Origin of the sequence: Methylobacterium dankookense, assembly GCF_902141855.1 — a bacterium.
Lineage (GTDB): Bacteria > Pseudomonadota > Alphaproteobacteria > Rhizobiales > Beijerinckiaceae > Methylobacterium > Methylobacterium dankookense.
This window is the reverse complement of the sequence record NZ_CABFVH010000047.1, coordinates 1-18674: the sequence shown is the minus strand read 5'-3', so window position 1 is coordinate 18674 and position 18674 is coordinate 1. Positions and strand designations below refer to the sequence as shown.

Here is an 18674-nt window from a genome sequence, read left to right as displayed (position 1 = left end):
TGGATATCGGCTTATCCCCGCGCCACAAGGTCGCCCAGGAGGCTCGCCGCCACCGTGGCCTTCGAGACGGTGAGCCCCGAGGCCGCGATGCCTTGGACGGCGTCCCGGATGCGGGTGAGCGCCGCCCCGCGCGCCTTGGCCCAGGCCTCCACCGCCTCCGGCCCGGCGCCGACATCGTTCACGACCTCGGCCGTGAGCTGGCGATGCGCCCGGGCGATGCCGGCCACCGCCCGCTCCAGGGCGACCCGGTCGAAGGTGTCGGAGACGGGGGCGGTCCGCGCCTGCGCGGCGAGGTCGCCGAGGCGGAAGGCGCGCTCCAGGGCGAAATGCGTCGCGGCGATCTCGACCACCTCGCGCCCGCTGGTCTCGGCCACCCGCACGATGTCGGGGGCGACCGAGAGCGCCCGGAGCGCCGCGAGCCGGCACGCCGCCGCCTCGGGCAGGCCGAGGCCTTCGAGCTCCTGCGTGCGCGCCGCCAGCTCCGCGCGCGCCTCCTCGTCCAGCACCTTCGGCAGGGCGGCGAGCAGCGCGCTCACCCCCTCGCGGTAGCGCGCCACCACCGGGCCGATGCCGCCGGAGAGGTCGATCTCGCGGATGAACCAGGTGATGCGGCCGGTGAGCAGGTCCTGCACCTCGCCGTAGAGGTCGAGCTGGGCCTGGCCGCCGATGCGCCCGGCGAGCCCGTCGATGGCGAGGTTCAGCTCCATCAGGCCGAAGGCGTCGCGGGTCACCGCATAGGCCTTGGCGATGGAGGCGGCGTCCGCCCCCGTCTCGTCGGTGAGCCGCGTGACGAGGGAGGGGCCGCCGCGATTGACGATGATGTTCGAGAGGGCGGTCGCGATGATCTCCCGGCGCAGGCGGTGCCCCTTCACCGCGTCCGGGAACCGTTCGCGGAGCGCGGCCGGGAAGTAGCGCTGCAATTCCCGCTCGAAATAGGGATCGTTCGGCACCGGGCTCGCGAGCAGCGCGTCGTAGAGCGAGAGCTTGGCGTAGGCGAGGACCACCGCGTATTCCGGCCGGGTCAGGCCCTCGCCGCGGCGCGTCCGCTCGGCGAGGGTGGCGTCGTCGGGCAGGAACTCCACCGTCCGGTCGAGGCGCCCTTCCGCCTCCAGCGCCTGCATGGTGCGGGCGGCGAAGGCGGTCTCGCCGGGGCCGCGCTTCAGGGCCAGCGACAGGGCGAGCGTCTGCAACTCGTTGTTGCGCAGCACGAGCTTGCCGACCTCGTCGGTCATGGCGGCGAGGAGCTGGTTGCGCGCCTCCTCGGTGAGGCGGCCATCGCGCTCGGGCGTCATCAGGGCGATCTTGATGTTCACCTCGACGTCCGAGGTGTTCACGCCCGCCGAGTTGTCGATGGCGTCGGTGTTGAGGCGGACGCCGGCGCGCGCCGCCTCGATGCGCCCGCGCTGGGTCAGGCCGAGATTGGCGCCTTCCCCGACCACCTTGGCGCGCAGGTCCGCGCCGGTGATGCGGACCGCGTCGTTGGCCCGGTCGCCGGCATCGGCGTCGGTCTCCGAGGCGGCGCGGATATAGGTGCCGATGCCGCCGAACCAGAGCAGGTCGACGGGCGCCTTCAGGATCGCCTGCATCACCTCGGCCGGCGAGGCCTCGGCCCGGTCGAAGCCGAGCGCCGCACGGATCTCGGGCGAGAGCGGGATCGATTTGAGGCTGCGCGGGAAGACGCCGCCGCCCTTCGAGATCAGCGCCTTGTCGTAGTCGGCCCAGGAGGAGCGGCCGAGGCGGAACAGGCGCTCGCGCTCGGCGAAGCTCGTCGCGGGGTCGGGAACGGGGTCGAGGAAGATGTCGCGGTGGTCGAAGGCGGCCACCAGCTTCAGGCTGCGCGAGAGCAGCATGCCGTTGCCGAACACGTCGCCCGACATGTCGCCGACGCCGGCCACCGTCACCGGATCGGACTGGACGTCGACATCCATCTCCTGGAAGTGGCGCTTGACCGCCTCCCAGGCGCCGCGGGCGGTGATGCCCATGCCCTTGTGGTCGTAGCCCTGGCTGCCGCCGGAGGCGAAGGCGTCGCCGAGCCAGTGGCCCTTCTCGATGGAGAGGGCGTTGGCGATGTCGGAGAAGGTGGCCGTGCCCTTGTCGGCGGCGACGACGAGATAGGCGTCGTCGGGGTCGTGGCGCACGGTGTTCTCCGGCGGCACCACGTGGCCGTCGACGATGTTGTCGGTGAGGTCGAGGAGCGACCGGATGAAGACGCGGTAGCTCTCCGTGCCCTCGGCGAGCCAGGCCTGCCGGTCGGAGGCCGGGGGCAGGCGCTTCGGGAAGAAGCCGCCCTTGGCCCCGACGGGCACGATGACGGCGTTCTTGACCTGCTGCGCCTTCACGAGGCCGAGGATCTCGGTGCGGAAATCCTCCGGCCGGTCGGACCAGCGCAGGCCGCCGCGGGCGACGTAGCCGTAGCGCAGGTGCACGCCCTCGACGCGGGGCGAATAGACGAAGATCTCGAAGAAGGGCCGCGGCAGCGGCATGTTCGCCACCTCGGCACAGGCGAACTTGAAGCTGATCGTCTCGCGCGGGCCCCCGCCCGGCGCGGTCTGGTAGACGTTGGTGCGGATCGCCGCCTCGACGAGGTTGACGAAGCGGCGCAGGATCCGGTCCTCGTCGAGGCTCGTCACGTCGGCGAGCCGCGCCTCCAGTTCCTCGCGCAGGGCCTTCTGCGCCTCGGCGCGGTCGCCCTCCAGGCCCGGGTCGAAGCGGGCCTGGAACAGGGCGACGATGCCGCGGGCGATCTCGGGATGGCGGCTCAGCGTCGCCGCGAGGTAGTCCTGGCCGTAGCGCACGCGGAGCTGGCGCAGGTAGCGGCCGAAGGCCCGGAGCAGGGCCGCCTCGCGCCAAGCCAGGCCCGCCTCCAGCACCAGGCGGTTGTAGCCGTCGGATTCGGCCGCGCCGGTGCCGAGCGCCAGCAGCGCGTCCTCCAGCGGGCGCTCCAGGCTGCGCAGGTCGATGCCTGCGCCGGTGGCGCGCTCGAGCAGCATGTCGTGGAGCCAGACCCGCTCGCCGTCCACGCCCGTCACCCGGTAGGTCCGCTCGTTGATGACGCGGAAGCCCATGTTCTCCAGGGCCGGGACCCTGTCTGAGAGGGGGAGCCCGGCGCCGCGGGAGAACACCTTGAGGCGCACCTGCGAGTCGGGGTCGCCCTCGCGGCGGACGAGGTCGGCGGCGCGGGGATTCTGCGCGCCGAGCCGCTCCAGGGTGGCGATGTCGGCGAGCGCGACCTCGGGCGAGAAGTTCTCGCGATAGGCGGCCCCGAAGGCCTCGGCATAGGCGGCGTAGAGGCGGCGCGCCTCCGGTCCCGGCAGGGCGTCGGCGAGCGCCGCGCGCAGGGAATCGCCCCAGGTCCGCACCAGGGCGCCGATCCCCGCCTCCAGGGCCTTCGGGTCGCGCTCGGGCGCGTCCGCCTCGCTGAAGCCGATGATCACGTGGAGCCGGGCGAGCGGGCCCTCCGGCATGTCGGTGTAGGTCGCCGAGAGCCGGCCGCCATATTCCGCGGCGAGGTAGGCGCCGATCCGCGCCCGCACGGCGGAATCGTAGCGGTCCTTCGGCACGTAGACGAGGAGCGAGACGAAGCGGCCGAAGCGGTCGACCCGCGAGAGCACGCGCACCCGCGGCCGGTCGGCGAGGTCGGCGATGGCGAGCGCGAAGCGGGTGAGCCGCTCCACGTCGATCTGGAAGAGGTCGTCGCGGGGATAGGTCTCGAGCACGGCCAGCAGCGCACGGCCGGCATGGCTCGTCGGGTCGAGGCCGGCGCGGGCCGCCACCGCCGCCACCTTGCGGCGCAGCACCGGCACCTCGCGGGCGAGCGCGGTATAGGCCGAGGCCGTGAACAGGCCGACGACGCGCACCTCGCCGGCGAGCTTGCCGTCGGCCGAGAACAGCTTGATGCCGACATAGTCGAGATGGGCGGAGCGGCGGACGCGCGCCTTCACGCTCGCCTTGGTGATGATGAGCGCCTGCGGCTCCTCCAGGAAGGCGCGGATCTCGGGGCTCGTATCGACGCTGGTGTCCACGGGCGAGCGCCCGCGCCGCAGCACCGCGAGGGCCGGATCGCGCAGCACGCCGAGGCTCCGGGCCTCCTCGCCGGACAGGCTCTGCTCGCGCAGGCCGAGCACGGTGAAGTGGCCGTCGAGGAGCCACCACAGGAAGGCGCGGGCCTCCTCGATCTCCTCCTCCGGCAGCGGCGTCGGGCCCTCGCCGTAGGCCGAGGCGAGGGTGGAGAGCCGGTCGAGCATCGCGGCGCTGTCCGCGTCGACCACCGTCACGTCCCGGAACGCGGCGTCGAGCCCCGCGGCGAGGCGCTCGCAGGCCGCCGCGTCGTCGATCCGGTCGAGATGGATGTGGATCAGGCTCTCGCGGGCGAGGTCGCCATGGGCCTCCGCCGTGGTCTCGCCGACGACGCGCCCGAGGCGGCCATCCGCGCCGCGCTCGACCCCGAGGATCGGGTGGGCGACGAGGAGCGGCACCTGCCCCTGCGCCGCGAGCTCGGCGAGGCAGGAATCGAGCAGGAAGGGCCGGTTGTCGTTGACGACCTCGACCACGCTGAGGTCCCGCGGCCGGCCCTCGCGGGTGACGGTGACGGCGCGGATGCGCACGTTCGCCGGGTCGCCCGGCCGGCGCGGCTCGGCGAGATGGGCGCGGGCGTCGAGGGCGAGGCCCGCCAGCGCGTCGGCCGGATAGGGCGCGAGATCCTCGGGCGGCACGCGGCCGAACAGGTCGCGCACGAAGCCGCCCGGTCCGCCGTCCCCCGCCGCCCGTTCCGCCGCCGCCTCGATCAGGTCGGTGCGGGCGGTCTTGGCCTCGGCGCTCGCAAGCGCCGTCGCGGTTTCCAGAGCCATCGTGTCTCTCCCGAATCGGGACGGTAACCGTAGGGTTGGATAGGGCAGGGTCGGATTCGAGTCGATGTTACGAGGATGACGGTCCTGACGCTTTGAACGCGCTGACACCGGGTGGACGGGTGGATCGGGGCCGGATCGGGGGCGGAACGTCCCGGGCGGCGCGCGGTTGGCCATCGGCCGGCCGCGCCGGCCGAGCGCCTTCCCGTGCGCCTTCCGGAGCCCCCATGCAGCCCGTCCGCTACAGCCCCGACCTCGAGCGCCCCGCCCCCGAGGAGGCGCAGGTGCAGGCCGGGATGATCGCGCAGTTCGCCAGGATCCAGGGCACCACGCTGAAGGATTACGGCCACGCCGTGCGCGGCGTCCACGCCAAGAGCCACGGGCTCCTCACCGGCCGGCTCACGGTGCTCGACGGGCTGCCCCCCGCCCTCGCGCAGGGGCTGTTCGCCACGCCCGGCGATCACGATGCGGTGCTGCGCCTCTCCACCAATCCGGGCGACATCCTCGACGACAGCGTCTCCACCCCGCGCGGCCTCGCGCTCAAGGTGCTCGGGGTGGCGGGCGAGCGGCTGCCGGGCTCGGAGGGGGACGCGACGCAGGATTTCGTGCTCGCCAACGCCCCTGCCTTCGTCGCGCCGGACGCGACCGCCTTCCTGAAGAGCCTGAAGCTCTTGGCCGCCACCACGGACACGCCGCAGGTGTTCAAGAAGGCGTTCTCGGCCCTGATGCGCGGGGTCGAGGCGGCGCTCGAAGCGGTCGGCACCAAGAGCCCGACGGTGATCGCGCTCGGCGGCCATCCCGAGACGCATATCCTCGGCGAGACCTTCTACAGCCAGGCGCCCCTGCGCTGGGGCGACCACGTCGCCAAGGTCGCGGTCGCCCCGGTCTCGCCGGAGCTGACCGCGCTGACGGGGGCCGCCCTCAACGTCAACGGCAAGCCGAACGGCCTGCGCGAGGCGGTCTCCGCCTTCTTCGCCGGGCAGGGCGGCACCTGGGAGCTCCGGGCCCAGCTCCTCACCAATCCCGAGACCATGCCGGTGGAGGATGCCTCGGTGCCCTGGCCCGAGACGGAGAGCCCCTATGTCGCGGTCGCCCGCATCACGGTGCCGCCGCAGGCGAGCTGGAGCGACGACAAGGTCCGGCGCCTTGATGACGGGCTCGCCTTCAGCCCCTGGCACGGGCTCGCCGCGCACCGGCCGCTCGGCTCGATCATGCGGGCGCGCCGCGCCGTCTATCCGGAATCGGCCGGATTCCGGGCCACCCATAACGGCTGCCCGATCCGAGAGCCGCGCAGCGTGGAATGAGCCGCGCAGTTTGAGCTGAGCGGCGCGGCCTGGGACGAGGCTCCTCGCCGAGCCGTCAGTGGCTGCTGGCGCCGTCGCTGCTGCGCTGCGTGCAGCGCCAGCCGGCGAAGCAGTTCGCCTCGTCGGCGGAGGGCACGTAGGCCGGGGAGCCGCTGTCGCCGTTCTGGCAGCCGCCGCCATCGGCCAGCACGGTCTCGTAGGCGGTCTCGCTGGAGGCGAGCACGACCTCGCCGTCGCGGACGACGAGCGCCTTGATCGCGGAGCAGGTGAGGCCGCGGGTGCTCTGCCGTTCCGCCGCGGCCGCGGGGCCGGCGAGGAAGGCGGCGAGGCAGAGGGCGGTCGTGACTGTGCGCATGTCCGGGGCTCCGGGACGGGACGATCGGTCTCGCTAGGCCGCCTCCGTATCCGAATTGTGTCCGATGGGCCGCGCCGTGCGACGGGCCCGGCGGGCGTGGCCGCGCCGCCACGCCGGGAGCCGTGGCGGTCCCTGGAGCCCGGGATCCTGTGATCCGGGGATCTGCGTCCTATCCGCGCCGCCGTCCCGCGCTATCTGGAGGCCCGGGCGCCCTGCCCCGCCGGCGGCCGGCGCGGGCGCCGCATCGACGGCGTGCCGCCCCGGAAACCCCGCGTGACCTATCCGACGACGACCGCCTTCTTCGCCGGCCTGTTCGCCCTCCTCTATGTCGGCCTCGCCGGCTGGGTGGTCGGTGGCCGCCTCTCGGGCCGGACCCTGTTCGGCAACGGCGACGAGGCGCTGACCCGGCGCGTGCGCTCGCACGCCAATTTCGGCGAGTACATCCCCTTCGCGCTGCTGCTGATCGCGCTGCTCGAGGCGGGCGGCTCCGCGCACGGGCTCGTCACCGGCCTCCTCGTGGTGCTCCTCGTCGCGCGCCTGCTGCACCCGGTCGGGATGCTCGCGCCGAAGAACTCGGCCCAGCAATTCGCCTGCCGCGGCGGCGGCATCATCGCCACCTTCGGCGTGCTGATCGTGGCCGCGATCGCGCTGCTGCTGCGGGCCTGAGCGAGCCAACGGGAGCGTCAGGCCACCACCACCTCGGTGCGGACCGAGTTCGCGATGAAGCATTCCTCGTGGGCGGCGTGGTGCAGGCCGGCGAGCGCCTCCGGATCGGGCGCCGCCCCGGTCCAGGCGATCTCCGGATGCAGGGTCACCCGCGTGACCGCCTGCCGGCCGGGGGCGATCTCCGCCATCACGCCCTCGGCCCGGTCGCGATAGGCCGCGACCGTGAACCCGGCGAGCCGGGCGCGATGCAGGAAGGTCAGCATGTGGCAGGCCGAGAGGGCGGCGACCAGCATCTCCTCCGGGTCGACCGCCTCGGCCACGGCCCATTTGCCGACCACGTGCGGCGAGGCCGAGCCGGGGACCGTCACGCCGCCGTCGAAGGCGATGCTGTGGCCGCGGCCGTAGCGGCCCTTCGCGAAATCCTCGCCCGGCTTCAGCGCCCAGGCGATCTCGGCGGTGTAGGTCGACATCGCTTCCCTCACGCTCCGTGCCTCACGCCCCGTGCGCCGCCCGGCTGTCCTCCGGCGCCTGCGCCCGCTCGGTCATCCCGTAGTCGCGCACCACGCTCGCGATGCGCAGGCGGTAGTCCTGGAACACCCCGCCGCGCCCGGCGGCCTGGGTCGACCGGTGGTGCGGGCGCTCGCGCCAGGCCTTCACCGCGGCCTCGTCGCGGAAGAAGGACAGGGACAGGATCTTGTCCGGATCGACCAGGCTGCGGAAGCGCTCCACCGAGATGAAGCCGTCGATCTCGGAGAGCTCGTCCCGGATCGCGGCGGCGAGCTCCAGGTAGCGGCCCTCGCAGCCGGGCGCCGGCCAGACCTCGAAGATCACCGCGATCATGGCGCGGCCCCGTGGCGGGTTCGCAGGGTCTCGGTCCTCATCACGCCTCCTTGCGGTCGCGGCCGCGATCCCTGTAGCCCAGGGCGCGCCCGCGATGCTTCGGCCTTCACCGAACCGTCGCGCCCGATTGCGAGGAGACAAGCCATGAAGGTCGTCGCGGATCTGTGCATCGTGCCGATGGGAGTCGGCCCCTCGGTCTCTCCTTATGTGCGGGAGATCAAGGCCATCATCGACGCGAGCCCGCTGAACGCCGAGATGCACGCCAACGGCACCAATATCGAGGGCGAGCTCTCCGATGTCTGCCGTCTCATCGAGCAATGCGAGGCCCGGCTCGCCGAACTCGGCGTCGCCCGGGTGTTCTACACGATGGCCTTCTCCTCGCGCCGCGACAAGGAGCAGACCATGGCCGACAAGCTGAAGGCGGTGTCCTGAGCGGTCCAACTACGCACGGAGGGCCGCGCGGATCGCGTCGAGCCCGTCGGTGAGGGCGGCCGGCCCCGGCTGCAGGATCAGCGCCGACTTGATCTCGGCGATGCGCCCGGCGCGCACCGCGTCCCAGCCCGGCCGGGCGGCGATCCGGGCCGACACCACCTTCTTGCCGCACCACGAGGCGAGGATCACCTCGGGCGCGGCGGCGACCACCGCCTCGGGCGCCACGATCCTGTCCCTGGCGGCCGCCTGCCCGGCGAGGTCCGGAAACACGTCGCGCCCGCCCGCGATCGCGACGAGTTCCGAGACCCAGCCGATCCCGGAGATCAGCGGCGCGTCCCATTCCTCGAAGAACACCCGCGGGTGCGGGCCCGTCGCGGCCTCCGCCGCGATGCGGGCGAGCCGGTCCTCGTAGGCGCCCGCCAGGGCGTCGGCCCGCTCCGCCGCGCCGACCAGGGCGCCGAGCATCCGGATCATCGCCAGGATGCCGGCGACGTCGCGCTGATTGAACAGGTGCACGGCGATGCCCGCGCGCGCGAGATCGGCCGCGATGCCGGCCTGCAGGTCCGAGAAGGCGAGGACGAGGTCGGGCTCCAGGCCCAGGATCTTCGGCAGGTCGGCGCTGGTGAAGGCCGAGACCCGGGGCTTCTCGCGGCGCACCCGGGCCGGGCGCACGGCATAGCCCGAGACGCCGACGATCCGGCGCTCCTCGCCCAGCAGGTAGAGGGTCTCGACCGTCTCCTCGGTCAGGCAGACGATGCACTCCGGTGGGAAGCGGCGCACGGGCGACCTCCGGCAAAGGGCGCGGAACGCACCGGCGCGGATCCCGGGGATCCGCGCCGGTTCGGGCTTCATGGCTCAGCTGAAAACGTTACCATGCAGCCCGCACATACCCGCTCCCCTAAAAGGGTTATGGTGCGGTGCAGCGCGTTCTGGCAGAAGGATTGGGCACGGCGGCGATGGCGTCGCGGTCGTGCAGCCCTTTCTTGGGCGTTTCCTCCCTAGACTTCGGGCCGCTCCTTCGGGAGTGGCCTTTTTTCTTTCGGCGAAGCCGGGGAGGGATTTAACCTCTCGGCGGCTCCCGCTCAAGCACAATGATGCGTCACCGTCGGGCGTGTGGTGATTTCCTGCGCAGTCGCTCGCCCTCCTCGCCCGCCGGGCGTATCCTGCCGGATTGTCCTGCGCCGTTCCCGGCCAATATCCGTGTCATGACGCTGCCGAACCGCGATACCCCCTCCTCCTCCCCGGATACCGGCGCGCCCAAGCTCGACGCCCTGGTCCGCGAACGGCTCGGCCGCCACCTGCAGGCCCTCTACGAGCCGGTCCTCGACGAGAGCCTCGACCCGCGCCTCGCGGAGTTGCTGCGCCAGCTCGACCGCGACCGCCAGGGCGGCCCCGAAGAGTGACGGGCGGCGTGCCTGCGCGCGCGACGCGCCCACGATCAGTGATGCTGTCGTCGAATGGATCCGCCAAGCGACCGCTGCGCGCCGAGCACCTGCTCGAAGGGCAGGATGACGACGGGACATCGTGAAGGGCTTGGTCTGGACGATCCTCGGTACCATTCACCAGGTTCTGAGGGACCTGGTGGAGCTGAGGGGAAGCTCCATAAGGGGTATCCTAACCCTCTGATGCAAAAGAAAATGTAGACCTTCCAGAGGGTTCGCAGTACGCATGTGGGGTACTTTTTGCGGTACGCAGAGCCCAATTGATGCCCCGCCCCTCCTCCTCCGATACCCGGTATCTCGAACAGAACCACGGCAAGTGGAGGGTGACGGTTGCGGTTCCTCGCGACCTACAGAAGAAGCTCGGCACTCGCCTCAAGCGGCAGCTTCAAACGGACAGTCTGGCCATCGCGAACCAGCTCAAGTGGCAGGTGGTCAGCGAGTTGAAGGCCGAGATTGAACACGCTCGCCGTGGCCCGGATGGGGCCTCGATCCGCAGTGAAAGCCTGACTCGTGAGGCGTTGGCAATGGCAGCCCAGCGGGCGCGGGCTCAGACCTTTGAGGAGGTCGACAATTTGGACTTCGCAGTGCGTGAGCGGGGCGAGGACATTCGTGGCAGGCCAGTCGCGGTGGAGCAGCTTCCCGGTCACGATGCAGAACCGATCTATGACGCTGAACGGGTTGCGGCTGCTGCTCAGTTCGAGGCGCTAGCGAAGGGTGAAGCCACTCCCGTTACCCTGCATCATCGCCAATTCATCGAGCAGGCCGGCAACAAGAGTCGCACGCAGGGGGATGATGAGCGGGCCATTCGCTTTCTGACGGCATGGTGCGAGGCCAACCGGGTCAGCCCAACGCTGGAGGCTATCAGCCGCCGCGAAGCAGTGCGGTTCATGGACGATCTGCCGACTCTTACGCAGGCGCCCCTCAGCCCTGTCACCCTCAAGAAATACCTGAACCGCCTCTCTCGCTACTGGCAGTGGCTGGAGCTTCGTGGGCTCGTTCCCGTGGACGTGTGGGCTCGCCTGCAACTTCCGAAGCCGAAGGCTAAGCCCCAAGAGGAGCGGTCATTCACTGATGAGGAGGTGGGCAAGCTTCTAAGCGGTGATGCACCTCAGCGGATGCACGACCTTATGCGGATCGGCGCACTCACGGGGGCCCGCCTGGATGCTATCGTTGACCTGAAGGTGAAGGACTGCGCGGCTGGCCTGTTCACGTTCAAGCCTCAGAAGAAGGAGTCGAAGGAGCGCGCCGTACCGATCCACCCTGCCCTATCGGAGATCGTTGCTCGTCGTATCAAGGGGAAGGCCCTGGAAGATGACGTTTTTCCTGAGTGGCCCGCTCCGAAGAAGGCGGGGTCTCAGCGAGAGCGTTCCTTCAAGGCATCGAACCAGTTCACGGACTACCGCCGCTCAGTAGGCGTCGATCACGTCGTCCCAGGACAGCGCCGCTCCCTGGTCAACTTCCACAGCTTTCGTCGCTGGTTCATCACCAAGGCCGAACAGGCGGACCAGCCCGAGAGCATCATCGCCGCCGTGGTTGGCCATAAGCGCAAGGGGATGACTCTCGGCCGGTACTCAGCCGGCCCACTCGTGGCCCAGGCGAGGCGTTGCGTCGAGGCTGTAAGATTACCTGAGGCCGGACCAAGCTATTCAGGCGAAATTTCGGCTTGACCGGTGAGATGATTTCCAGGGGTGAGAAGGTTCTCAGGGGTGAGAAGATTTATTTCTAGCAAGTTAGGATGATTGCACGTTATAGAACCAGCTACAACCCTACACGCATTGCTTTTTCTTGCGTATTGCACCTGCGTACCTACCTGTCTCAGGTCGCGTGAATGTAAAAACACCTCAGCCGCCCACCACACAGAGGCGGTAGGGGACTGACGATGAACCTCGTTCTGCATTTCAGCGGCGGCTTTGAGATCAACGGCCGCAACAGTTATGTGCGGCTGCATCGTGGGGACTGTGAGGTCTGCCTCAGAGGATGGACCGCTACCGCGCTGTGGGGGCCTCACCACTTGTTGCGTGGCTTCTTCCTCGAAGGCCACGGCACGGACCGTGATTGGCTCTGGAGTGAGGTGCGAGACGCCCTCGTGAAGCGGATGGCTTTCTGGCGCCGTTCGAGGCCCGCCAACGACTGACAGCCGCCAAAGCTGACGTTCTGCATCAGTTTTTTACTGTAAGTTGCTGAGCGAAATAGCATTTCTATTTTTCGGACCACTAGCGGAGCCAGGGCCGTCTGGAACGATGACGCCTGCGACACCTCTACCGCTCCATCACCTCCTAAATGGGAAAACTGAAATGACTGTTGATCCGGAATTCCACGTCGTAAATCTACAAATGAAGCTGATGTCCCCTTATGCTCCTACAACAGACGGAGAGTATGAGAGTGTGAAGGCTTGGGAGGGTTGGTTCTTGGGTCTGAGAGCGCACCTTCACGATATTGCGCACGAAGATATGACCTTGAAAGGAGTTGGGCCGATTGATGAATTTCTCGATATATATGGCTTAGCAATTGAGGTAGATGCTGGCAGAGACTGTTTGATCGAGTTTTTGAAACGCGAACCTCCCCGCCCCGCTCGCGAGTTCCAGAATTTCCCCATTCAGAAACTAGGTGCCATCGTAGATTATGCGGCGGTGGCACCCAAACCAGTTCCCTATGGGGATGAGAAAATGAAGGAAGCAGCAATAGCCCTGCGCGCCAGGGCTGCCGACTACCTAGCTCTTGCTGAACGCATTGAAGATGGGGTCTTCAGATTTCCGAGCTGGGAGGATGGTCCGGAACTGGAGGACGAAAGTGACGAGTGAGTTGACCCGTCACTCCCACGCAAGTTTGTTCTGACTTCTTTTGACCCGCGCAAAGTTATGAGGCGAAAATGTGTAGGTAAGCCCATCGCGGGGCTCAGAATCTCAGAGGCAAAAATGTGAGCTGGCATCGACAGGTAATCGAGCCCAGGTTTCCCCCTGGCCCCCTCGGTTCGCCTGTGGTGCTGCGCTCGGTATCCCGCTCGGTATCGCGCCCAGGCGCACGAGAGAAGCACGCGCGGGCGGCTCGTCAGGCTGCCCGCTGACTGCTGTGCAGGGCTATTAATCCACTACGCACGGCCCTGGCTCTTGGCGAAGCCAGCCTTGCCCAGAGTCCTGCGTCGAGCTAGCTTGGCCATCTTCACCTCGATGGTCTCTTGGTCCATCGCCTCGGGATCGAACGACCCACCGCACCACCTCAGCACGCTCTTGTGCTCCGGGTGGCGAGGCTTGGAGAGGATGGTCAGGAACTCATCGAAGCCGAACGTGCCGCCAACGTCCTCGGGCGGGGCTCGGCGCTCCCCTTCGAGGAACCTCGGGTACTCGGCGAGCGGGTCAGCCTCAAAGACCGCCTCGACCGTGATGGTGTGCTGCCAGTTGTCGCCGAAGTCGTAGGTGTAGGCGAACTGCGTGATGCCACCCTTCAGCACGTCCCCGAGTTTCAACGGCTTGGTGCGGCGGGTCTTCGGGTCGGGGTAATCGGGATCGGGCATAGCGTAGCGGATCTCACCCACCCGAAAATCGTAGAGGTGATAATCCTCGAACGGCATTGCGGCCTGGATGACCTCATGCAGTGCGTGCAGGCTCATCGTGAGAGGCACCTCGACGGTGCGCCAGACGACCGGCTTGGTGTCGTCTAGCTCGATGCGCAGCCGGGCAATGCGGTCCACGTAGCTCATGGAGTTAGGTTAGCCGACCTGATGGTGGCGCCTAGAGGATTCGGTGAGCGAGCCGCTGTCACTTCCAGGGTCCTGGTGCGTTGCGCCCTGAGAGGCTCCCACCACGCACCATGAGGCCAGCATGAAGAACCCTGCCTTGAGCCTATGGCTCTCCGCTGCCAATCGTGCGGCTGGCTGGTGGATGGGCACGGCCACGTCGATAGCGCGGCGGCAGCAACAGTTGGCCCTAGCCGAGATGCGCAAAGCGACAGTCGGGAAAAGACCAGCCCGGAAGCGCAGGTCCAAGCCGAAGCGCCGGACGGCGATCTGAGCCCCAACAGGAACCCGCCCATTCGCCGGGCCGTTCGACCGTCAGGGCGCGGCATCCCGCGTTGAGAAACCCGAGGAGGGCGTAATGGCAGTCGATAAGGACCGTGTGGAAGGCGCTGCGACGAACCTGGGCGGCAAAGTCAAAGAGGGTGTCGGCAAACTCACGGGCGATGAGAAGCTCAAGAGCGAGGGCGTTGCCGACCAAGTGAAGGGCAAGGCTCAGAACGCTGTGGGCGGCGCGAAGGACGCCCTCAAGGGCAAGTGACCTCCCCTCTCGAAAACCTCCCATGCTTTCTGACTTTGGGAGCATGGGAGGCGTTCTGTGGTCCTGAAGGTCCGCTCCCGTTCAGGCTAGCGGCAGGCAGGCGGGTGCGAGGCTGCCGAGCCCAGGGGTGACCGCAAGCCGTTACTTGCTGCCCGAGCTTCCCTTCGCGCCCGGTGCGGAGCCCGCACCTGCATCGTTGGCGCCCATGCTGTTCATCGTGCCGGAGCGGCTGGTGCTGCCCGTTGTCGGACCGCTGCCAGCCGCACCTGGGGATGAGCCGGAGCCTGCATCGTTCGCCCCGGTGCTGTTCATGGTGCCGGAGCGGGTCTCCCCGGAGCCCTTCGCGGGGCTGCCCTCGGCGGCATAGGCCGCTATTACTTAGGCGATTATGCACTTGGGAAACTCGCGGTATGGTGCTCGCGGAGGTTACGAGTAATGCCCAGCCGCGAGATGGAAGAGCGCCACCTGCTCAGAGCCAACATCCTTCTGATCGAGGCCGAGCTTCGGTTCTCCGAGCAGTTTCTTCGGGTTGAACACCTGAAGGCCAATGGGCGCCGGACTGAGGATGCAGAGACGCTCTTACAGATCATAGAAGAGACGTTGCAGGCGTACCGGGATCACCGCGAACTGATCTTGGACGCTCTCAGCCGCGCAGATTAGTGCCCGGCGTCAGCGGGAGGCGGTGTCTCAGATCGCAGGTCGATCTAGGGCCTCCCGGGCTCCACGTTCCAATAGGGCAAGCTCTAGCGGAACGTTCCAGGGGACGTGCGGAGCGGTTCCACGAAAGTCCTCTTGCGTTTTGGAACGGGACATGGCCTCATGTCTGAGAACCTAGTGGAACGATTGGACCCGGAACGCTCCGTCATGCTCATCGGCTACGCCCGTACCTCGACACTAGAACAGGATGCAGGCCTGGAGGCCCAGGTTCGAGACCTGACGGCCCTCGGATGCGAGAAGCTGTTCCGGGAGCAGGTCTCCTCCCTGGCCCCTCGCAAGCAGCTTGAGTCGGCCCTGGAGTTCGCCCGTCAGGGTGACACGCTGGTGGTCACCAAGCTCGACCGGCTGGCCCGCAGCGTCACGCATCTGGGCAAGATCATCGAGGCGCTGGAGGCCAAGGGCGTGGCGCTCCGCATCGTGAACCTGGGCGTGGACACCGCGACGCCCACCGGACGGCTGATGCTGAACGTCCTCGGCGGTGTGGCGCAGTTCGAGCGGGAGATGATGCTGGAGCGGCAGCGAGAGGGCATCGCCAAGGCCAAGGCGGAGGGCGCCTACAAGGGCAGGAAGCCGACTGCACGGGCCAAGGCGGAGGAGATCAAGGCGCTAGCGGCGGAGGGTCTGAGCATGGGCGCCATCGCCACCAAGCTCGGCATCGGCAAGGGGTCCGTCCACAGGGCGTTGAGCCCGGCGAAGGTCCCAGCCGCGTAGAGCTACCACTCAGGGGACCCGTAAGCCGAGCTTCAGGCGAGACCAACAAGGGTTGTTGCGCCGGCACCCTGTGACGGGCTCACAGACGGAACCCCGGGCGTCGTCCCGCGCAGTCACATCTGCGAACGCATCATGATCCACGCCCCAAGATCATATCCCGCAGACGAGCCCATGGCCCGAGCCTGTAGGGACCGGCTCCGCTACAGCGCGGTCTCCCGGCAAATCACGGCGCATTGCATCGAGGCATCGCGCATCGCACTGGCGAACAGCCAAGGGATTTTGAGAGAGCCGTATTTCGACCTTCTGCGGGGATGGATCAGGCCATCGTCCGTCGTCCCTTGAAGACGGCGAGACCAATCCCCTTGAGCTTCCACTTATGGGACCCGTAAGCCGAGCTTCACCCGAGCCGAGATAGGTCGTGGGCTGAAGCTAGTTCGCGGCGTTGTTCAGCCTCAGGCCGGCGAACGTCAGCGTGGCCGTGTAAATGACGCCGCCAGCTTCATCCCGGATCAGCACGGTGAACGCCTGCTTGTCGCCGTCGCATGGGATTGCCCAGCGTGAAATCTCGGGCAGGGTTATCATCGCCTCTCGTCGCGCTGCATCGAAGTCCGCACACACCGTCCCTTCCTCGTCGCGCTGGAATCGACCATCGTGAATGTCGAAGAAGTAGCGTGGCACGGGAGCGTTCCAAACGGGAAGGACCCTAGGGCAACCCGGCTTCAGGCCATGAGTTTCTGTTCGGTTTTGCGCCAACCTTTGCGCCGCCATTTCGGATGGAGCGCCTAGAGCAGCGTGAGCACGTCATCGATAGGGTGATTGGCGTTGTGCATCCAGACGACCCGTCCAGTCTCGCTATCCAACAACGAGGCCGTCACCAAAAACAGGTTCGGGTGAGCATTCCCAAAATCCCGGGCCGCGTCGATGGCCTCACGGTCACTATCTGCCAGAATGCTGTCTGTGCCGCTTGCTATACCAGCGGATGAGTCCGGATGGCCGTAAGTGCAGAAGACTCTGTAGGTAGCCATCCCCGCCCCGACGCATTGATGTGATCTGAGCATCTACCGTGTGCCGGCCGCTGGTGGCGGACCCCCACTTTGGTTTGACGTTGCGCCACTCTTCACGAACGCGAACATGATACCCACTGCGGCAACGATAAGTACGGCACCGATAATGCCGAAAGCCCAACGCGGCATTACCTCGTCACGCCTTCTTCATCTGAAAGACTCTGGTAGACCGCGGGGGCTTGCGGGGATCGGGCTGCGGTGCTGCCGCCTTGTCGGCCAGAAGGCGCTTGACGCGCTCGTTGAAATCCTCGGGAGATACGGACGAAGCCCGGCCGGTATTCGGAATGCGAGCCATAATTGGCCTCCGCGACGTTGCCCAAGGCACGAGATTGCGCGGAGGGAAAATTATTATGGGCTCAACCCGCTCACATTACTAGGCGCGAGTGGGATAAAACCACGGCCGCTGCGTTGAGGACGAAGAATAATCAACCTCAGCGGCTAAATTACCAAGGCAGGTAGCGGTCTGCGGCAGGCAGAGCGGCGATGGAAAGGGTTGCAGTGCCGAGCAGAGCCAAGAGCATAACCACGAATTCGACCGCCATCGCCTGCTCCCTCGGAGTGGCGCTGGTCTGCCCTCAAGCTCCTTGTGCGTGCAGCCGAGCACAGCAGCAAGGCGCCTCAAGGACGCAGGGAGAGGGCTCAAAGGCTGCTGAGAACGTGAAGCCGCAGCTCACTGTAGCGACAGGCTTCACAGGGCAGCGGCACGCATCCGCCGAGCGCCTCATTGAGGCTAGGCTACGCTGTCGCTGTCAGGCTTGATTTACTCTGGGCCCACTTCAGGCTTGGCTCTGAGCGCGGCTTGCTGGTCGCTGTCAGCACCGCGCGACCGCTTTCATCGCGGACGGATACGACAGAGGCACCAATCATGGCCGAGTCGCGCTCGGGAAGTTCAGCCAGCAGCTTGAGTGCATGGCGCAGAAGCTCGGCAGCGCCTTCACACTCCAAGCCTTCGTCGTCCCAGCTCGACAAGCTGTCACTATGCACATCGAAAAAGAAGCGCATCACAGGCCGTGTCATCGCGTGAAGTGGCGCTTGAATCGTCGGCAGGGCTTGTGAGGCTCTCTGCCGACGCCAGTAGAGAGCAAAGAACCACGGTGCGATGAATGTTCCGTGGCAAATTAATTATAGCCTGATACTGGAAGGGCGTCGAAGTGCTCTATGAAGCGCAGGCCATCCCACACCTCGACAGCGTGCCCGTTCGCCATGGGTTCGGCGAGTGCGAGAGCCGCATCATCGGTCTCAGCCGCGAGATACTCGGTACGGACCACGTTGCCGTCCGCGTCGAGAAGGAAGGCGCGGTAGCGGCTCTGATCGTGAAGGTGCGGGGGCTTTGGAGGATGCACGTCCATTACAACCTCCCATCGCCGTGCGAGGTGCAGGAGACATATCCGGCGCTTCGCCAAAGTACGCCATTTGTTCGCAGGCGAGTAGGAGACGTGGACCCTGAACCGCTGCTGAATTGTCGCGATTGGTTAGCCCGCGGCAGCCACGACTGGCTCCGTCCGACACAGGGCAGTCTCAGCAGCAGAGAGATGGGTTCAAACGGCCTCGTAGAGCCACGACATTGCCCGCTGAAGGCCACGTCCACCAAGCGTGACAATTCCTCTCCGCACAGCCTCGACGGCCTCCCAGGGGCCTCTAGATGCATCGAGTCACGGCCACGCTTTCTGGGGCGTGATGTACCTTTCCGAGGGTCCCATGCACGGCCGGTCGCTGCCTCCCATAGCCATCTCTGAGTTTGCCGCGGAGGTGCTGGAGGAGGCGATTGAGTTCCAGATGGGCCGACTCAAGAGGTCCATGAACGAGGAACGCGACAAGGCGGACCGGCAGGCTTGGGCGCTTGCCGCATGCCGGCGCAACGCCCTCCGTTCGATCTGGTCCGCACTGCGACTCCAGCGTGACCTGTTAGGCTCCATGCTACCGGACGATTGTCCGTCGTCAGATGATTTGAGACGGTTTGCGGTGCTCAGGAACGGAGGCTCTGGTCCACCTTGGTTGAGAGGTTAGGCAGCCTGCGCGTGGTGGCGC

Annotated in this window: 21 protein-coding genes; 11 read left to right on the top strand and 10 right to left on the bottom strand. The window is 67.4% G+C overall.

The window, feature by feature from the left end:
* Positions 1–11: 11 nt before the first annotated feature.
* Positions 12–4847 (bottom strand): NAD-glutamate dehydrogenase, encoded by a 4836-nt coding sequence (locus tag MTDSW087_RS24320; protein WP_144767466.1) that lies wholly within the window; start codon positions 4845–4847, stop codon positions 12–14.
* 224 nt (positions 4848–5071) lie between these two features.
* On the opposite strand from MTDSW087_RS24320, the gene MTDSW087_RS24315 reads away from it, so the two are divergent.
* On the top strand, positions 5072–6148 hold the full coding sequence (locus MTDSW087_RS24315) for a catalase family protein (RefSeq protein WP_144767464.1): 1077 nt from the start codon (positions 5072–5074) through the stop codon (positions 6146–6148).
* A gap of 55 nt (positions 6149–6203) precedes the next feature.
* On the opposite strand, the gene MTDSW087_RS24310 is transcribed toward MTDSW087_RS24315, so the two are convergent.
* Positions 6204–6503, bottom strand: coding sequence for a hypothetical protein (locus MTDSW087_RS24310; RefSeq protein WP_144767462.1), 300 nt, complete (start codon positions 6501–6503; stop codon positions 6204–6206).
* A gap of 273 nt (positions 6504–6776) precedes the next feature.
* Between MTDSW087_RS24310 and MTDSW087_RS24305 the strand changes: the two genes are divergently transcribed.
* Positions 6777–7169: an MAPEG family protein gene (locus MTDSW087_RS24305; RefSeq protein WP_144767460.1), complete on the top strand. Its 393-nt coding sequence runs from the start codon at positions 6777–6779 to the stop codon at positions 7167–7169.
* A gap of 17 nt (positions 7170–7186) precedes the next feature.
* On the opposite strand, the gene MTDSW087_RS24300 is transcribed toward MTDSW087_RS24305, so the two are convergent.
* Together MTDSW087_RS24300 and MTDSW087_RS24295 are read right to left on the bottom strand one after the other, a co-directional pair.
* Entirely contained in the window at positions 7187–7639 is a 453-nt protein-coding gene (locus MTDSW087_RS24300) for an OsmC family protein (RefSeq protein ID WP_144767458.1), read from the bottom strand.
* A gap of 22 nt (positions 7640–7661) precedes the next feature.
* The gene (locus MTDSW087_RS24295; RefSeq protein WP_144767456.1) at positions 7662–8009 is read right to left on the bottom strand and encodes an antibiotic biosynthesis monooxygenase family protein; all 348 of its coding nucleotides are present in this window, start codon (positions 8007–8009) and stop codon (positions 7662–7664) included.
* Positions 8010–8153: 144 nt separating this feature from the next.
* Between MTDSW087_RS24295 and MTDSW087_RS24290 the strand changes: the two genes are divergently transcribed.
* Positions 8154–8441, top strand: a complete 288-nt coding sequence (locus MTDSW087_RS24290; RefSeq protein WP_144767454.1) for an MTH1187 family thiamine-binding protein — start codon at positions 8154–8156, stop codon at positions 8439–8441.
* Positions 8442–8450: 9 nt separating this feature from the next.
* On the opposite strand, the gene MTDSW087_RS24285 is transcribed toward MTDSW087_RS24290, so the two are convergent.
* Positions 8451–9221 carry an ABC transporter substrate-binding protein gene (locus tag MTDSW087_RS24285; RefSeq protein WP_144767453.1) on the bottom strand — a complete coding sequence of 257 codons (771 nt, stop codon included), beginning with the start codon at positions 9219–9221 and terminating at the stop codon, positions 8451–8453.
* Between the two features lie 425 nt (positions 9222–9646).
* On the opposite strand from MTDSW087_RS24285, the gene MTDSW087_RS24280 reads away from it, so the two are divergent.
* The 4 genes from MTDSW087_RS24280 to MTDSW087_RS24265 all read left to right on the top strand — a co-directional run bounded on the left by MTDSW087_RS24280 (position 9647) and on the right by MTDSW087_RS24265 (position 12684).
* Positions 9647–9844, top strand: coding sequence for a hypothetical protein (locus MTDSW087_RS24280; RefSeq protein WP_144767450.1), 198 nt, complete (start codon positions 9647–9649; stop codon positions 9842–9844).
* Positions 9845–10146: 302 nt separating this feature from the next.
* Positions 10147–11550, top strand: a complete 1404-nt coding sequence (locus MTDSW087_RS24275) for a tyrosine-type recombinase/integrase (protein ID WP_144767448.1) — start codon at positions 10147–10149, stop codon at positions 11548–11550.
* Positions 11551–11762: 212 nt separating this feature from the next.
* On the top strand, positions 11763–12017 hold the full coding sequence (locus tag MTDSW087_RS24270) for a hypothetical protein (protein ID WP_144767446.1): 255 nt from the start codon (positions 11763–11765) through the stop codon (positions 12015–12017).
* 160 nt (positions 12018–12177) lie between these two features.
* Positions 12178–12684 (top strand): hypothetical protein, encoded by a 507-nt coding sequence (locus MTDSW087_RS24265; protein WP_144767443.1) that lies wholly within the window; start codon positions 12178–12180, stop codon positions 12682–12684.
* A 287-nt stretch (positions 12685–12971) separates the two neighbouring features.
* Here the strand turns inward: MTDSW087_RS24265 and MTDSW087_RS24260 are convergent, their stop codons facing one another.
* A complete protein-coding gene (locus tag MTDSW087_RS24260; RefSeq protein WP_144767441.1) occupies positions 12972–13580 on the bottom strand; it encodes a plasmid pRiA4b ORF-3 family protein in 609 nt (202 codons plus the stop codon).
* Positions 13581–13974: 394 nt separating this feature from the next.
* Here MTDSW087_RS24260 and MTDSW087_RS24255 point away from each other — a divergent pair, with 394 nt between their 5' ends.
* The 4 genes from MTDSW087_RS24255 to MTDSW087_RS24240 all read left to right on the top strand — a co-directional run bounded on the left by MTDSW087_RS24255 (position 13975) and on the right by MTDSW087_RS24240 (position 15582).
* Positions 13975–14154 carry a CsbD family protein gene (locus tag MTDSW087_RS24255; RefSeq protein ID WP_144767439.1) on the top strand — a complete coding sequence of 60 codons (180 nt, stop codon included), beginning with the start codon at positions 13975–13977 and terminating at the stop codon, positions 14152–14154.
* 205 nt (positions 14155–14359) lie between these two features.
* On the top strand, positions 14360–14521 hold the full coding sequence (locus MTDSW087_RS31485; protein ID WP_186383983.1) for a hypothetical protein: 162 nt from the start codon (positions 14360–14362) through the stop codon (positions 14519–14521).
* Positions 14522–14589: 68 nt separating this feature from the next.
* A complete protein-coding gene (locus tag MTDSW087_RS24245; RefSeq protein WP_144767437.1) occupies positions 14590–14814 on the top strand; it encodes a hypothetical protein in 225 nt (74 codons plus the stop codon).
* A gap of 204 nt (positions 14815–15018) precedes the next feature.
* Positions 15019–15582, top strand: coding sequence for a recombinase family protein (locus MTDSW087_RS24240; RefSeq protein ID WP_144767435.1), 564 nt, complete (start codon positions 15019–15021; stop codon positions 15580–15582).
* Between the two features lie 429 nt (positions 15583–16011).
* Here the strand turns inward: MTDSW087_RS24240 and MTDSW087_RS24235 are convergent, their stop codons facing one another.
* The 4 genes from MTDSW087_RS24235 to MTDSW087_RS24220 all read right to left on the bottom strand — a co-directional run bounded on the left by MTDSW087_RS24235 (position 16012) and on the right by MTDSW087_RS24220 (position 17995).
* Complete coding sequence (locus tag MTDSW087_RS24235; RefSeq protein WP_144767433.1) at positions 16012–16260, bottom strand: DUF6894 family protein; 249 nt, start codon at positions 16258–16260, stop codon at positions 16012–16014.
* 104 nt (positions 16261–16364) lie between these two features.
* Positions 16365–16607 (bottom strand): hypothetical protein, encoded by a 243-nt coding sequence (locus MTDSW087_RS24230; protein ID WP_144767432.1) that lies wholly within the window; start codon positions 16605–16607, stop codon positions 16365–16367.
* Between the two features lie 774 nt (positions 16608–17381).
* Entirely contained in the window at positions 17382–17648 is a 267-nt protein-coding gene (locus MTDSW087_RS24225; protein WP_144767431.1) for a DUF6894 family protein, read from the bottom strand.
* Positions 17649–17764: 116 nt separating this feature from the next.
* On the bottom strand, positions 17765–17995 hold the full coding sequence (locus MTDSW087_RS24220) for a hypothetical protein (RefSeq protein ID WP_144767430.1): 231 nt from the start codon (positions 17993–17995) through the stop codon (positions 17765–17767).
* Positions 17996–18674 lie beyond the last annotated feature (679 nt).